The organism is Brevibacillus sp. JB24b, from assembly GCF_051713385.1.
GTDB classification, from domain to species: Bacteria; Bacillota; Bacilli; order Brevibacillales; family Brevibacillaceae; genus Brevibacillus_B; species Brevibacillus_B laterosporus.
Genome location: NZ_JBNVQV010000001.1, coordinates 3735714 through 3750082 on the forward strand (window position 1 = coordinate 3735714; position 14369 = coordinate 3750082).

Sequence of the window (14369 nt, forward strand, 5' to 3'; positions counted from 1 at the left end):
TCTAAAATGCAACGATTTTTAAAAAGTATTTGTTCATGGATAAAGGAAATGTACTTATAAATCATACGATCTTATCCGCTTTTTCTTTTTCTGTTTTCTTATACTATACACAAAGTCGTTATGTGTCTCGCTTTGACGAAGTTTTCTATCTGTGGTTATATAAAAAGAAAATGCTTTTTGAATGGAAAGGACCCTGTTTATGAATCCTAGCTCGTACTTAGCTGATGTATGTAATAGTTTAGGTCATAATCTTCACCGAATTGGTCAGCTTACCCGTGAGGAAACCAATAAGGTATTAAAGCCTTACGATCTAACCCCTGAACAGTGGCAAATGCTTGCTGTATTATATAAAACAAATGGTGTTACCCCAACGGAACTAGGGGAGATTACCTTACGTGACAAAACGACTATCTCCCGAATTTTGCCAGGTTTATTTAAAAAGGGATTTATTTATAAGGAAGCACATCCCCAAGATTCCCGTAGTTATGTGGTTAAACTAGTAGATAAGTATCAGAGCATGGTAGAAGAATCATTAATTAAAATCCGTGAGCACTATCAAAATAGTTTTTTTGCCCCTCTATCAAAAGATGAACAACAACAATTATTACATTTGTTAGTTAAATTACGTAAAGGTGCCGGCGACTTATAAACGTTAGGTTTCATGCTACTTTTTGTCGATTAAAGGTATTATTTCCAAGGAAATGATGCCTTTACTTTTTTATGATGCTTTTTTATTACAGAAAAAAGAGTAAGAATCTCTTGATAGTAAGCCTCTTACTCTTTTTTATACACATATATGTTTGTTATTACTCGACATACAACAATCTCTTTACACGTAATTCCAATTCAAGCATTGAAAACGGTTTCGACATATAATCGTCTGCCCCTAACGACAATCCTTGTACGATATCTTTCTCCGTATTTCGTGCTGAAAGCATCATAATTCTCATCTTGCGTAAATTCTGATCTTGTCGAATTATCTTCAACAATGAAAATCCATCTATTTTAGGCATAATTCCGTCCAAAATACAAAGCTGTGGTCGCTTATTTCTCATAGCTTCCAGCGCCTCTTCCCCATCTGTTGCTTCTATGATATCTACTCCTAGATGAGCAAGCTTTGTTCTTATTATGGAACGAATCATTTGATCATCGTCAGCTATCAGCAAACATTTTTTCTGATTTGCTTCCAAATCATTCTCAGGTTCATCCATATCGAGCTTAACCCTAACAATTTGGTTACGTCCTTGACGCTTTGCCTCATACATAGCTTGATCAGCCTGCTCCAACCATTTTTGGTTTGGCATCATTTTGTCCCAATCAGCAACACCTGCCGAGAAAGTAATATGAAAATCTTGCCCATCTATTTGTACAACAGGAGCCTGTTGTAACTGATCTCGGATTCGTTCTAACACCATTGTAGCCTGTTTAGCAGATGTGCCAGGGAAGGCGATTACAAATTCTTCTCCGCCATATCGCGCTAATAAATCTGTTGCACGTAAATTTTGCTGTATGATACGACCTAAACCTTGTAATACTAAGTCACCAATATGATGTCCGTATATATCATTAATCTTTTTAAAATAATCGATATCAATAAAAGCAATAGAAATGGGTTCCTGTTTCCTGCGGGTTTGAGCCAATTCGACCTGCAACTGATGATCGAAATAACGTCGATTGTTCACTCCTGTTAACGGGTCACGGAAAGCCATGTGTTCATAGTGCTGGGTTCTGGTAAGCAAGCGATAAATACAGGCCTCCAGTTCTTCAAAATGAAAGGGTTTGGTTACGTAATGATCCGCCCCCATCCGATAACACCTAATCTTATCCTTGCTATCTTTCTTTCCAGATAATACGACAAGTGGAATCCACTTTAAAACGAGATCATTTCTCACATAATCAAAAATTTCATATCCAGATTGAGGATGCATCATTAGATCTAACATGATGAGATCAAAGGTCCGCTCCCATAATAAATGCTTCGCCTCTTCCACATTGGCTGCCGCTTCCACTAGATATCCCTCTTGAGAGAGACGTTTGACCAGATAGGTTCGCAAAACATCATCGTCATCAATTAGAAGTAATCGATATGCTTGTTTATTTACTAGCTGATCCTCTTCATTCCATTGTTTTTCTTCTTGTAACATTTCTTCCTTACTAAAGCTCTGTTCCATTTTTAATTGACTAATTAGCATGTGAGCCATACGAAGCTGTTCCGGAGCTAATCTTATTCTACAATCTGATTGTGTCCATTCAAATTCCTTCACCAATAAATCAGCTACTTTCCCAATTGCCACTAATCCAAAGATAGGTGCACTCCCCTTCAAGGTATGGGCAATGCGGTAGATTTCTTGGGCCGACTGCCAATTTTGTTCATACACATAATGCCCCAGGTGCTCCTCTATGCTCTTTAGTTGATTTGTTAAATCATGCAAAAACAGCTTACGGGCCTCATGTAACTGTTTTTGATTTTTATTCGTAGTCATGGCAACATGTCACATCCACTTCTATCCGCTCCCCTCCCCTTCAGTTCAAGGAGACTTTCATTGTGTAAAACTGGTTACCGATTGTGAGACTCAATGAACGGTACCATAACAATAAAAGTGCTACTTGTTTTTAAGTGGGAACTGTCGTAATTGTTTTATCTGCTGGGTATTGGCTGTCAAATATATGACGAGTTTATTGTTATTTTTGTTACTTGTAATACATATCCAATCGCACAATCAATCCCTCTATGTTCTTATCACTTTTGTGAAGTGTGATATCATTCTGTATCTTTCCCTTAAAAGCAAGGTAGCAGGTACTTTACCAAGTACCCGCATGCCTATCAATCTCTAGTAAGCACTGAACCCTTCTGTATATGCGCCTACATCGTTGATTAAACGTCTGAATTCATTATCGTCAACATACTGGCCTGCCAACAATCTGTCATGAATAGATAGAATTCGCTTGTACATTTTATAATCAGGAGTAATAAAGACGAGACGTGCCTTATCCTGACGAATTAATGTGTCTCGTATTCCACGAATAATGCGATTGTCGTGTCCATCAACATTTAATTTTAAACTTAGCTTTGGTCGAAGTTCACTCGTTGGATCACGTTGGATCGGTTTTCGTTCATACTTTCCGTTAGGAGTTCCATCCGTGATCACACCGATTACCATGGTATCTCCATAAATAATCGCTTTTGCATCAAGAACTCCAGGTACTTTTTTTGCGCGTTCTTCCACGGCGGTTAACTGATAGCTATTTGTATTTTTTCCTTGGTACATCATCTTCACTGGTCCTGGTTCTACAAACTCATGGTTATTGCGACGATCACTTTTGTAATCCTGAATGCCAATTTGCGTATTCGTGCCACCTGGAGAATGAGTAGAACATCCCAGTAAAGATAGGGTCAGTACCATTGCTGAGCTCCATATAATGCCTGTATAGATTTGTTTCATGCTAACACCCCCAGTAGTTATAGCATGCTTGTTTTAAGGGGGTTTTACTCGATTCACAGGAATGGTAAAAGTTCTATGAAACCAGTATGTAACAAGTAGACCTCCCTAATTATGCTACTAAAGGAGGTCTATCTTCATTTCGATTCTCTTTGTTTACACGATACTAACATTCACGTATTACCCGTATTACCCTATTCTCTAAGCTTTTTTAGTTATATTTATACAGGCATCGATCATGGATATTAAGACCAAGCACCTCCATTGATGCCCGAATTTTCCTAGTTTATCCATGATTTGCTCTTCCTTTGTGTACATTACATCCCGATCTTTTCTGGTACTATTAGGTACAAGTTAACTACCTTTCCTTTTCGCGATTACACATGTTGTCTACACAAGCTCAATTTCTTGACCTACGCCCGCCTGTTTCGCTTTCTTATACATTGCCTGAGCCACAACCACGTCCATTACAGCTAGGCCTACTGATTTAAATAATGTAATCTCATCCGCTTTTTCTCTCCCAGGTTTTTGACCGGCTGCAATCTCACCTAACTCTGCATGCACATGTTGGCTAGAAAAAACTCCCTCCTGTATAGGAAGTAACAAGTCTCCCGTTTCCTCTAAAGCGGCTTCTTTAGCTTCTACAATCACTTTACTTGCCTTCGTAACTACTTCTGTAGGAATCTCTTGCATATTAGGTTGAAAAGATCCTACTGCATTGATGTGAATCCCTGCCGATATTGCGTCTGCCGAAAAAACTGGCTTCATTGCATTGGTTGCTGTAATTACAATATCTGCGCCCACAACAGCTTGATTTGCCTCTGGTACCACTTGTATCAGCAAATCTCTTCCTTGTGGGGACTGCTGTAGCTCTGCTTTACATTGTTCTGCCTTTTGCTGTGTGCGATTATATAACCGAATCTCCTTAAGCGGACGAACCGCTAGCATAGCAGAGATCAATCCCTGCGATTGTGCCCCAGTTCCAATCACACCAAGAATCCTGGCATCCTGACGCGCTAGATACTGGGTAGCTAGACCGGATGCCGCACCCGTACGTACAATTGTCAAATAAGAAGCATCTAACAACATAAGTGGTTCACCCGTCTTCACATCAGAGAGGATCATGAGCCCTGTAATGGTAGACTTCCCCTTTGTCTTATTATCAGGAAAAACCGAAACATACTTCATTCCAAGACTCTCCATAGCTGGTACAAGAGCAGGCATAAACAAGGCCGTACCGTTTCCCTGTTTCACAGGTACAGACAATCGAATTGGATTAACGGTTCTGTTATTAGAAAATTCGATCAGGGAATTTTTTACGGCTTCAATGGCTTCTTTCATGCTAAGCAGCTGCTTCACTTCCTGTTGCCTTAAAATCAGCATTCTATCCTCTCCTTGATTGTTAAATTTCCACCCATTCGTCTCTTTTTTACTATTTGTGCAAAAGCAATGACTTTTCCTGCTGGATATTCAATCATAATTCGTTTTGTTCGGTAGAAGAATTCCAATTTCAAGCAAAGTCGTCCCCACCATAATCCCAGGCTCTCAAATGGTACCAATCCACTCATGTTGCCTAACAAAACGCCATTTCAGTCGATTCATTACCATTTTTTACACGTAGCAAACAAACTTCAACACCTTCAATAAGTATTTATAATAAATAAAAAGTGGATATAATTAACCTTTTCCTCTTCGTATCTTGCTATGCAATTATCAGTGTGAATGTTGTGAGTGTTTGCTCACGATTTTTTACTTTCCGTATTTTTTCATCACTGCTTTTTTATTCTTTTTTCAGTCTATTAGCCTTAAAGCTCCTCACTTGACCACAGAGGCTCTTTCCTCTCACAAACAAAGTGAGAAAAGTGCGAGCTATAGCCTCCATAACGGCAAACAAGATGAGGTACTAGTCTTACTAAGAAAAACACCGGCTGAATATATATAGATTCTTAAACGAAGAACCTCACAGATTTTACATGGAAGTCTCAGACAATGGAACAGGAAAAATCCTATCGTTGTGCACCATACAATCTGAATCGTTACAGCAATTCAGGACTATCTTTTATTTGGTACTAGCCATCGTGTATGGAAAGTAAATAATAACCTGATTTTTCTAAAATTTACAATTTATGTTTTTTAGATCCAACAACACACTGCTTACTCTAATATTTTTTGATTATTCCATAAATTTATTTCAACGAATTTAGTCTATTTTTTCTTTATTTCCCTAACATGTTACTAAATTGTTTCTACAGTCCGAGGTTGCTTACAAATATAGCTTGTCTTAATATAACACGGATATATCAAACTTTTATTTATTTTTTTACAGAAAACCAAGGCCTACCTTCAAATAATAATGAATTGGATTGTTATTTTAAAATTAACATTTCGACATAAAATGATATTTTGAGACATTTTTTGTCGATAAGTTATATATTGTGTTTTTTTGTAATTTTCGTATAATTTAGACTAGTAACAAAATATTTTAAAAGGAGATGTTGTTAAAAATGAAGAAATCACTAAAAGTCCTATCTCTTTGCACCGCGTTAGCCACTATCTTACCTATCAATGTTTTCGCTTCAATGACTGAAAAAGTTGAGCATCAAGTACAAACCGCTGATGCTCCCGCAACAGGTGAATTTAAAGATGACGAAATATTAGTAAAATTCAAACACACATTAGAACCTATTAACACAGAACAAATTCATTCTACTTTAGGTGCTGAAGAAGTAGAGGAGTTGGGCAATGGAAAGTCAGAGTGGCAACTAGTAAAAGTTCCAGATGGACAAGCTGAGGAATTCAAACAAAAGTATTTATCTGATCCAAACGTAGAATCCGTTGAATACAACATGCTGTATCATGTAGATTACACACCAAACGATCCTCTAATCAGTAGCCAATGGCACCACAACAAAATTAACTCATATGGTGCATGGGATATTATTAAAGGGTCCCAAAAGAAAATAGCTATCTTAGATACTGGTGTTCAATTAGACCATCCTGATCTAAAAAATAGCCTATTATCTGGTAAGAGCTTTGTCTCTGGTGTAACTTCTCCTAATGATGACCATGGTCATGGTACGCACTGCGCAGGTCTAGCTGCAGCTATCGGTGACAATGGTATTGGGGTTAGCGGTGTTGATGGTTCAGCTAAAATTATTCCGGTAAAGGTTCTAAATGCTCAAGGTTCAGGCTACACGGCTGACATCATCAATGGTGTAACATGGGCTACTGATAATGGAGCTGACATCATCTCTATGTCACTTGGTGGGGGTTCTTTCCAACAATCTTTCCAAGATGCCATTAACTATGCTTGGGGCAAAAACAAAATCATCGTAGCTGCCGCAGGTAACAACGGATCCTCCTCTCTTACCTACCCAGCTGCCTACAACAACGTACTTGCTGTAGCAGCTACTGATTCTAATGATGGACTTGCTTATTTCTCCAACTACGGAAAATGGGTTGACATTGCTGCTCCTGGTGTATCAGTATACTCCACTTACAAAAACAGTGGCTACACCAATATGTCTGGTACGTCCATGGCTACTCCAGTTGCCGTATCTGTTCTAGCATTAACTTGGGGTAAACAACCTGGTGCTACAAACCAACAAATCGTTGATCGTGTACTATCTACAGCTGATCAAACACCTGTTACAGGCTCTAGCTACCTAAATGGTCGCGTAAATGCATACAAAGCAGTTAACGGATTTTAATTAACTGCACAACGTGATCTACTAATGGAAGCTAATCCTCTGTCTTTGAACAACCTGTTACTTCCAAAACACAACTAGATGGGAGCGAACCAACAGCATGGTGACAAGCAATCAAGCTGAATGTTTGATCTAAAACAGCCCTATTACTGGATGGTGTTACGCCATTCCAAGAAAGGGCTGTTTTCATTATGAATAAATTACATACATCGTATTGCAATACAAGATACATCGTTATACAATATAAAAAATAAAAGGAGCTGAGCTTATTGGATAAGGAACTAATGAAAGGAAGCATCGACATTTTGTTACTCTCTTTAATTTCTGAACGTGATATGTACGGTTATGAAATCACAAAAGAATTAAAGGAAAAAAGTGATAATTTGTATCACATGAGTGAGGGTACTCTTTATCCGGCCTTAAATCGACTACATAAAAAAGGATGGGCCACCTCGTATTGGGGAGACAATGAGACTCAAGGAAGACGCAAATATTATCAAATTACAGATGCTGGCACAGAGGAATTACAGCGGAAAGTATCGGAGTGGAACACGATTCACTCACTGGTGAGTAAGGTATCCAAGGGTTTTGTATGAATCGAATGGAAGAGTATGTCTCCTCTATTTTATCACATGGAGAATTTAGTGAGCAGGATCGAATTGAGCTAGCAGAAGAGTTTCTGGACCATCTGCACCAATTACAACGTGATTATCTGCAAGCTGGTTATTCACCTGAGGAGGCTGAACAGTTAGCCATTCGTGATTTTGGTGGTGAGCAGGAGATTGGTGAAGAATTACAAGAATCCCAAGCTCCGCATTATCGTCTATTGTTATTGCTTGTGGGAGCAGGCTCCATTTTATTCACCATTCTTCATTACTTATACGCCCTGTTTATTTTACAGGCATATATTCCTCTCCCTATGGTAATTGGAATGTTGCTTGGTAGTTCATTACTTTGGTTCTATTGGAATCCAGAGCATATTTTCCAGCGCAAACTTTTGATCAGCACGATTCTCATTGTACTCACTCTACTCTTTTTGTATTGGTCATATCTCGCTTTTTTAGGAACAAAATGGATTCGTAATCTATTGTTGGCTAACACTGCTTTATTACTTCTTCTCTCTTGGCTTACACTCCTGATGACGGCTTGGAAAAAACCTTTACACTTAGCCCTCTCGGAGCGTAAACAAAGAAACGTAATTCATACAGTAAATGTAACCTTACTGTTAGTATTGCTATATCCGATTATAAAATGGTCAAGTGGTATTCTATTTTTCGGCTGGATTTTCACTATTTTTCCTATATGTTTTCTCCTCGGATGGGCCTGTCTCTATTGGCTTCAGTACAAGTTAATTGGTAGAATGCCATTTCTAGGATTGCTCTTCGGGGTTTTCTCTGCTGTTTTTGTCGGCTTTCTTTGTTCTTTCTAACGAAAAATACAAGAGGTGATATAAATGAACAAAAAAACGCGCACTTGGTTATTTTTAGGGATTGCATTTTGTCTAACAATCGGTCTTTGGGCGACAGGTTCTCTGTATGCATCTACCACTGGAATGGATGCGGGAAAAACAGGTTTGGAAGCAGGGGTTGATATTGCTCCAGATGACTCTCGGTTGCTATTTTCCTACTCCGTTAATGGGGTAGCTAGTCTTTATACAGCAAATCCAGATGGAACAGACGTCAAAAAGCTAGCAAGTCTTTCTGGTCATTCTTTGTTTCAGCCCGTCTACTCAAGCGATGGGAAAAAGATCCTTACTCTGGCTCGACGTACAGGAGCAGAAAAAAAGACCACTGAACAAGCACTTTACGTTATGAATGCAGATGGCTCTGAACTACATCTTTTATCTGAGCCTGATGAGCTGATCACGGACGCCGTTTTTGCTCCTGATAATCAAACAATCTATTATTTAAAAGCTGGAGTATTTAAAAACTACTCTCCAATCGCTTCTAAACGCCCCCATGAATATGATCTTTTTTCTATTAATGTACAGGGGAAGAACAAACGACAAATTACACATGATAAAGAATATCAGATGACAGACTTGTCAGTATCATCAGACGGACAAAAGTTATTCTTCACCAAATTTACAAATTCATCTGACAAGCGCGACTTTAGTCAAGATAAACTGTCACTATTTGCTACCGATCTACAAGGAAAGACACTGACTAGCTATTTACCAGTAAACGATGCACTTGGAACACCTGAGATGTATGACGTTCGTTTTTCACCAGATGAGAAGCAGATTTCCTTTGTAGCTGTTTCACTTGCTTCATCAAACAAAACGTATGAATACGAATTGTTCACCATGGATCTAGAAACAAAACAAGCCAAGCAAATCACCACTTTACAAAAACATGCTAATTCACCTGTCTATTTTCATAAACAGAACAAGCTACTTTTCTTAGAGGATATTGGCTGGCCTGCTGAATCCTCTTATCAGCTTAGAACAGTGAACACAGACGGCTCTAATTTGCAAACGTTACAGATCGTTCTGCCAAAATAAAAACTCTTTCACCAAAGGAAGTACGAATCACAAAAAGTGGCTCGCCTTCACTTTGGGGGATTTTCTATCAAGAAGACAAATATATCGAAAATACTTTTTGATAGAAACAAGAAGCGCAAGAAGATATCTATATTTTGGATATCTTCTTGCGCTTTTATCTTAGTCCAGCTTAGATCAGTTTACTTGTGCTTATCTTCCTATTTCCAAACACTTCTTTCTAAAGTTTCCGTTCATGCCCCTCTGCCTGCACCATAATTTCTGGACTTGAAATGCTGCCTCCCCCTATTCTTTCCGGTTCATCGGTTGGAATTGTTTGAGCTAGACGGATTTGAAACGGCATTTCAAAAATCTCTTCTGCACGTGGTTGAATCACATACTCTGCTCGCAACGGTTCCGACTGAATATAGTTATCATCGAATAGACGAAACGGCATATCTATTGAGAAATGGACTTCTTTACCACCATAATTTTTGATACGAAATTGGCAGCTTCCTTTAACCAATCCATCTGATTCCTTTTGGTAGTGACAGGAGCTTCTTTTCTTCTCATAATCGAGAGCGTAGATACCAGTGGCAATAAAATATTGAAAACCACCTACAAGAAGGTATGTTGCTACTGGCACAGCAATCCATAGTGTCAAAATTGTTTTACCTGTCCCGTATTCTTTCAGGAAAAGAGCAAGTACGAAGAAAAATAATAATAAAAGCAATATACCATCTACATGAAATGTCTCTATTCTGGTAGGAATTCCTATCTGCTGTAAAAGGCGGTATAGAAGCGTGGTGTTATGTGGAAAGGAGGCTTTCAGAAGAAGAAACAAAGATAAACTAATCCAAACCGCCCAGCGTAGTTTTTGATTTTTTTGATTGGTCAAAGAAACACTCCTTTCTCTTGGCTTGGACTGTAAGCTTAAAATTGTGACGTTTTAAGCTTACATTCTAGGTGGAGAAGGCTTTGTTCCTTTCATTTTACCATTGTTTTCCCAATCATGACATCATCTTCTGCCTTTCTTTTTCATGAAAAATATTTTTTAGGTGTTTTGCCTAGCTTTACATCCTTATAAAACCAGAACGATATTTCGTACCATAGGAATTCATGCTCGACGTGTTCTTAAATTTACTTGGATGGTAATATAAATAATATCGTTATAAGTCTTTAGGAAAGGAAAATAAGATCCACACCCACGAATCATGTAGAGCTTTACAGAACTGAGGTGAGCATTGACCATGCTATTTACCTATTATTGTTTCGTTCATGATTGTAGGTGTACATAACCAAGTAGACAAACCATTATTCTTAACTGATAAGGGGAGAAGTGCTATGCTACGTGATTTGTATGCCCAAGAATGGGAACATTTCCGTCAAGATTACAAGAAAAGTTTTTGGACTATTATGCTGGTATCCTTAGTCATCGCTGTTGTTTTTTATATGCTCATTGTAAAAAATCCGCAAACGGTTAAAGAGCTGTTGGCAACACTCGCTCAAGCCTTTGAAGCAAAAGGGATCAAGTCAGGCGGTACATCCACATATTTTTTCTGGACTATTTTTAAAAATAATGTTCAAGCGACCTTCCTATCTGTCTTAGTCGGAATTATTCCGTTGATTATTTTACCTGCCTTCTCAGCGATCATCACAATTAGCACGATTAGTATTTTACTTGCTTCCGTTGCTATTCAGAATCAACCTTGGATAAATATCTTAGTTTACGGAATCCTCCCCCACGGTATTATTGAGATGATTGCTATCTTTTTAAGTGGGAGTGTTGGTATTTTTCTTAGTCTTACTGTATTTCGCCGTTTATTTTCACGCAATCGCCATCATTATTCCGTTAAAAAAGCCATCATCCAGTCACTTAAAACCTATATTTTGGTCATTTTACCGCTTGTGTTACTCGCAGCACTTATTGAAGGCTATGTGACACCTATTCTAATTCACAAGGTGGTATAAACTGTAAAAAAGTGCTACTTATGCTATAATACAAGTGAATATTCTCTATTTTTGTAATTAGGAGGATTCCACTTTGTTCTTTTCTAATCCGCTCGAGCCTGGATCACCCATGTTTGGTTTCATGTTCTCTTTTATGTCTAACGTTATTCCTGTTATTGTGATTGGTGGCTTTATTTTCGTTTTTGGTCGTGCTCTATTTATTTGGACGAAAAATAACAATTCTCCTGTCGAAAATAAACAAGCTCATATTATTTCAAAGCGTCTTCAAGTGTCTGGTCGCTCTGAAAATCATGCTTCTCACACCTCATATTATGTCACATTTGAATTGGAGAATGGCGAGCGCAAAGAATTTCAATTGACTGGACCGCAATATGGGCTGTTAGTCGAAGGAGACTATGGTATTATTTCTTATCAAGGAACACGATTTAAAGGCTTTCAGCGTCAAACTACTTCGGCTTAATCATTCATCTTACATTGATAACACATGAAGTTGTTATTGCTTCTGCGTAAAAATATTGTTTAAATGATGGAGACCGTTGTTTACCAAGGGCCGAGAGCCGTTTCGTTTGAAATGATGTCATATATCCTTTTCTGACGTTGCTGTTTTCGATCAGCAACGTCCTTTTTCGCCGCTTACATATTTCTCCCACAACCATCAGGTACAATAAAGTTAATATTGCTCACCATGCCATGCCTATGAACTGCATTCAGGCTTAGCGTCAAAGTCACAGAAATACAAGGAGCGTACCTATGCTAGAAAATATGGATGTTTGGAAAAACATGGCCTTTCATTATCAATTCGCTTTACGTGAATTGGAAACGAAGATCATGATTGTGAATACAGAATGGAAATTGCAAGATGGATACTCCCCTATTGAACATATCAAAACACGTTTAAAAGAGCCGGCTAGTATCATGAAAAAGTTGGAGCGTAAACGATTGCCAAAGACTTTAGAAAGCGTGCGAGACAAGCTGTTTGATGTAGCTGGTGTTCGGATCGTTTGTGCCTTTGTTGAAGACATCTATCGCATTGCGGACCATTTTAAACAACGAGAAGATTTGCGCCTTGTAGAGATCAAAGATTACATAGCCTCTCCAAAACCAAATGGCTATCAAAGCTTGCATCTCATCGTTCAGGTCCCTCTCGTCTTAAATGAAGGAATACAATGGGTAAACGCAGAAATTCAACTACGGACCTTAGCCATGGATTTCTGGGCCAGCCTAGAGCATATTTTGTTTTATAAGTACGATAAACAAGTACCACCTTATGTCTTGCATGAATTGACTGAAGCAGCTGAAGCAGCCAATAGCCTAGACCAGAAAATGTTGAGATTACGCAAAGAAATCTTAAATGGGAAAGAATTTAAAGTAGTTGCGGGAGCCAAAGCATAGCTGTTTCTCCCCATACAAAAAGAAAAAGGATAATTGGATGCGTCCCGTACGCTTGCAATTATCCTTTTTTTTCTTAGATACGAACAAATATTCTTATTTTTGAGTTATAATTTAGGAGGAGGAGGTTTTCATGAATCTCGAATTATATCAAATGACACCCTTAGAGGAATGGATTACAGCTAGGTATCAGCGACATGGATTTCTAGCTCCTGAGGAATTACACCTAGAAGAGATTGCAGAGTTATTTGGAGGCGAAATTGCTTTTACAAGATTACCATCCCACGTAAGATGGTGCGAGAATAGTGGAGACTTTCTGATTTTTTTACATCAGCATTTGTCAGAAGTAGAACGACGAGCCGAATTTTTTCATGAATTATGTCATCCATTGCGCCATTCTGGCAATCAATTGTCATTGCCACCCGCTCTACGTGACTTACAGGAAATGCAAGCAGGGCACTTTCAATTGTACGCAGCTATGCCCTTTTATTTACTTCAAACATTAACTATGCCTACATACGAAAGGGATTGGTTAAACCAGCTAGCTCAAGCTTTTCGCGTACCGATCTCATTGGCTTCCCGACGATGGGAGCAGATCAAACGCCGAATCTGGCTAGCACAAGAACAAGAATGGAGTATGATTATGTATCGGCAAAAACGAAGGCTAGCTCCTGAACTACCTTCTCTGACTCCCGAAACGAAACGCTTGCTTAGCCAATTGCAGCAACAGCTATCGAGGAAACAAAACTAGGCTACTTTGTCATTCATATTTTTTATTCATATTTTTTATTTATATGTAACTAACTTAGTATTTTATTTGGATGTATACATTTTATCAAAAACACGCATGCAGGCTGGCCCATCTGAGTCAGTCTGTTTTCCTTTTTAGGAGTATGTCAACAATCTACAAGCTCGCTTATGACTAATGTCGGCAGGAGGAAAAGGCGGTCAATAGAGCAGGAATAAAAAGCTCTCTTCCTAAGAAAGAGAGCCCTATGGCAGCTGCATTGGTGTCATTAGTTTCATTTTGTGGGTTTGTGGGTTTCATTGTTTGTTTTTTTCGTTTGATCCTTTTTATGATCCGCTAGCGACATCTACTTGCTTTTTTACAATATGATGGCCAATATCTAGGCCTTTTGCTAGCAATTCTTCTTCTGTCAAAACCGTCAGCTGTTGATTTTTTGAAGGCATCGGCATCAATCCACCTAGTGGACTGAGCATGCGGCAGTTGGTATCTGTCTCGATCACGACGTACAAACCTTTCTTTTCCATCTGTTCAATCAGATTCGCCCAACGCTTCGCATCCATTACTTCCGCGTGCTTGGTTAAAACCATGCCCATCTCTTGTGCTAACATTTGTAATCCCCTTTTGTGCTTACGTGT

At 38.6% G+C, this 14369-nt stretch carries 14 protein-coding genes; 9 read left to right on the plus strand and 5 right to left on the minus strand.

All coding sequences use genetic code 11. The annotated features are described in order from the left end of the window. Nucleotides 1-199: 199 nt before the first annotated feature. On the plus strand, nucleotides 200-649 hold the full coding sequence (locus tag ACQV1I_RS17450) for a MarR family winged helix-turn-helix transcriptional regulator (RefSeq protein ID WP_018670759.1): 450 nt from the start codon (nucleotides 200-202) through the stop codon (nucleotides 647-649). Between the two features lie 157 nt (nucleotides 650-806). On the opposite strand, the gene ACQV1I_RS17455 is transcribed toward ACQV1I_RS17450, so the two are convergent. The 3 genes from ACQV1I_RS17455 to ACQV1I_RS17465 all read right to left on the minus strand — a co-directional run bounded on the left by ACQV1I_RS17455 (nucleotide 807) and on the right by ACQV1I_RS17465 (nucleotide 4823). Next, on the minus strand, nucleotides 807-2483 hold the full coding sequence (locus ACQV1I_RS17455; protein WP_116333380.1) for a GGDEF domain-containing response regulator: 1677 nt from the start codon (nucleotides 2481-2483) through the stop codon (nucleotides 807-809). A gap of 348 nt (nucleotides 2484-2831) precedes the next feature. Then, nucleotides 2832-3443, minus strand: coding sequence for a YhcN/YlaJ family sporulation lipoprotein (locus ACQV1I_RS17460; RefSeq protein WP_094699443.1), 612 nt, complete (start codon nucleotides 3441-3443; stop codon nucleotides 2832-2834). Nucleotides 3444-3830: 387 nt separating this feature from the next. After that, a complete protein-coding gene (locus ACQV1I_RS17465; RefSeq protein ID WP_116333381.1) occupies nucleotides 3831-4823 on the minus strand; it encodes an ornithine cyclodeaminase family protein in 993 nt (330 codons plus the stop codon). A gap of 1121 nt (nucleotides 4824-5944) precedes the next feature. On the opposite strand from ACQV1I_RS17465, the gene ACQV1I_RS17470 reads away from it, so the two are divergent. The 4 genes from ACQV1I_RS17470 (at nucleotide 5945) to ACQV1I_RS17485 (ending at nucleotide 9650) form a co-directional block, all read left to right on the plus strand. After that, the gene (locus ACQV1I_RS17470) at nucleotides 5945-7150 is read left to right on the plus strand and encodes a S8 family peptidase (RefSeq protein WP_094699445.1); all 1206 of its coding nucleotides are present in this window, start codon (nucleotides 5945-5947) and stop codon (nucleotides 7148-7150) included. 266 nt (nucleotides 7151-7416) lie between these two features. Then, nucleotides 7417-7743 carry a PadR family transcriptional regulator gene (locus ACQV1I_RS17475; RefSeq protein WP_094699446.1) on the plus strand — a complete coding sequence of 109 codons (327 nt, stop codon included), beginning with the start codon at nucleotides 7417-7419 and terminating at the stop codon, nucleotides 7741-7743. Next, a complete protein-coding gene (locus ACQV1I_RS17480) occupies nucleotides 7740-8576 on the plus strand; it encodes a permease prefix domain 1-containing protein (RefSeq protein WP_116333382.1) in 837 nt (278 codons plus the stop codon). The genes ACQV1I_RS17475 and ACQV1I_RS17480 overlap by 4 nt, the downstream gene beginning before the upstream one ends. A gap of 24 nt (nucleotides 8577-8600) precedes the next feature. Continuing rightward, entirely contained in the window at nucleotides 8601-9650 is a 1050-nt protein-coding gene (locus tag ACQV1I_RS17485) for a TolB family protein (RefSeq protein ID WP_116333383.1), read from the plus strand. Between the two features lie 217 nt (nucleotides 9651-9867). Here ACQV1I_RS17485 and ACQV1I_RS17490 read toward each other — a convergent pair whose 3' ends face one another. Next, nucleotides 9868-10524: a hypothetical protein gene (locus tag ACQV1I_RS17490; protein ID WP_116333384.1), complete on the minus strand. Its 657-nt coding sequence runs from the start codon at nucleotides 10522-10524 to the stop codon at nucleotides 9868-9870. A 446-nt stretch (nucleotides 10525-10970) separates the two neighbouring features. Here ACQV1I_RS17490 and ACQV1I_RS17495 point away from each other — a divergent pair, with 446 nt between their 5' ends. The 4 genes from ACQV1I_RS17495 (at nucleotide 10971) to ACQV1I_RS17510 (ending at nucleotide 13737) form a co-directional block, all read left to right on the plus strand. Then, a complete protein-coding gene (locus ACQV1I_RS17495) occupies nucleotides 10971-11597 on the plus strand; it encodes a stage II sporulation protein M (protein ID WP_018671747.1) in 627 nt (208 codons plus the stop codon). A gap of 73 nt (nucleotides 11598-11670) precedes the next feature. After that, on the plus strand, nucleotides 11671-12057 hold the full coding sequence (locus ACQV1I_RS17500; RefSeq protein WP_116333385.1) for a DUF2500 domain-containing protein: 387 nt from the start codon (nucleotides 11671-11673) through the stop codon (nucleotides 12055-12057). Between the two features lie 290 nt (nucleotides 12058-12347). Beyond that, nucleotides 12348-12989, plus strand: a complete 642-nt coding sequence (locus ACQV1I_RS17505) for a GTP pyrophosphokinase (protein ID WP_018671749.1) — start codon at nucleotides 12348-12350, stop codon at nucleotides 12987-12989. Between the two features lie 130 nt (nucleotides 12990-13119). Beyond that, complete coding sequence (locus ACQV1I_RS17510; RefSeq protein ID WP_094699452.1) at nucleotides 13120-13737, plus strand: ImmA/IrrE family metallo-endopeptidase; 618 nt, start codon at nucleotides 13120-13122, stop codon at nucleotides 13735-13737. 323 nt (nucleotides 13738-14060) lie between these two features. On the opposite strand, the gene ACQV1I_RS17515 is transcribed toward ACQV1I_RS17510, so the two are convergent. Continuing rightward, nucleotides 14061-14342: a hypothetical protein gene (locus ACQV1I_RS17515; protein ID WP_003341509.1), complete on the minus strand. Its 282-nt coding sequence runs from the start codon at nucleotides 14340-14342 to the stop codon at nucleotides 14061-14063. Nucleotides 14343-14369: the final 27 nt, after the last annotated feature.

Bases quoted from the DNA above. Each gene is read 5' to 3' on its own strand.
- ACQV1I_RS17450 (WP_018670759.1), top strand. From the start codon at position 200: ATGAATCCTAGCTCGTACTTAGCTGATGTATGTAATAGTTTAGGTCAT.
- ACQV1I_RS17455 (WP_116333380.1), bottom strand. From the start codon at position 2,483: ATGACTACGAATAAAAATCAAAAACAGTTACATGAGGCCCGTAAGCTG.
- ACQV1I_RS17460 (WP_094699443.1), bottom strand. From the start codon at position 3,443: ATGAAACAAATCTATACAGGCATTATATGGAGCTCAGCAATGGTACTG.
- ACQV1I_RS17465 (WP_116333381.1), bottom strand. From the start codon at position 4,823: ATGCTGATTTTAAGGCAACAGGAAGTGAAGCAGCTGCTTAGCATGAAA.
- ACQV1I_RS17470 (WP_094699445.1), top strand. From the start codon at position 5,945: ATGAAGAAATCACTAAAAGTCCTATCTCTTTGCACCGCGTTAGCCACT.
- ACQV1I_RS17480 (WP_116333382.1), top strand. From the start codon at position 7,740: ATGAATCGAATGGAAGAGTATGTCTCCTCTATTTTATCACATGGAGAA.
- ACQV1I_RS17485 (WP_116333383.1), top strand. From the start codon at position 8,601: ATGAACAAAAAAACGCGCACTTGGTTATTTTTAGGGATTGCATTTTGT.
- ACQV1I_RS17495 (WP_018671747.1), top strand. From the start codon at position 10,971: ATGCTACGTGATTTGTATGCCCAAGAATGGGAACATTTCCGTCAAGAT.
- ACQV1I_RS17505 (WP_018671749.1), top strand. From the start codon at position 12,348: ATGCTAGAAAATATGGATGTTTGGAAAAACATGGCCTTTCATTATCAA.
- ACQV1I_RS17510 (WP_094699452.1), top strand. From the start codon at position 13,120: ATGAATCTCGAATTATATCAAATGACACCCTTAGAGGAATGGATTACA.
- ACQV1I_RS17515 (WP_003341509.1), bottom strand. From the start codon at position 14,342: ATGTTAGCACAAGAGATGGGCATGGTTTTAACCAAGCACGCGGAAGTA.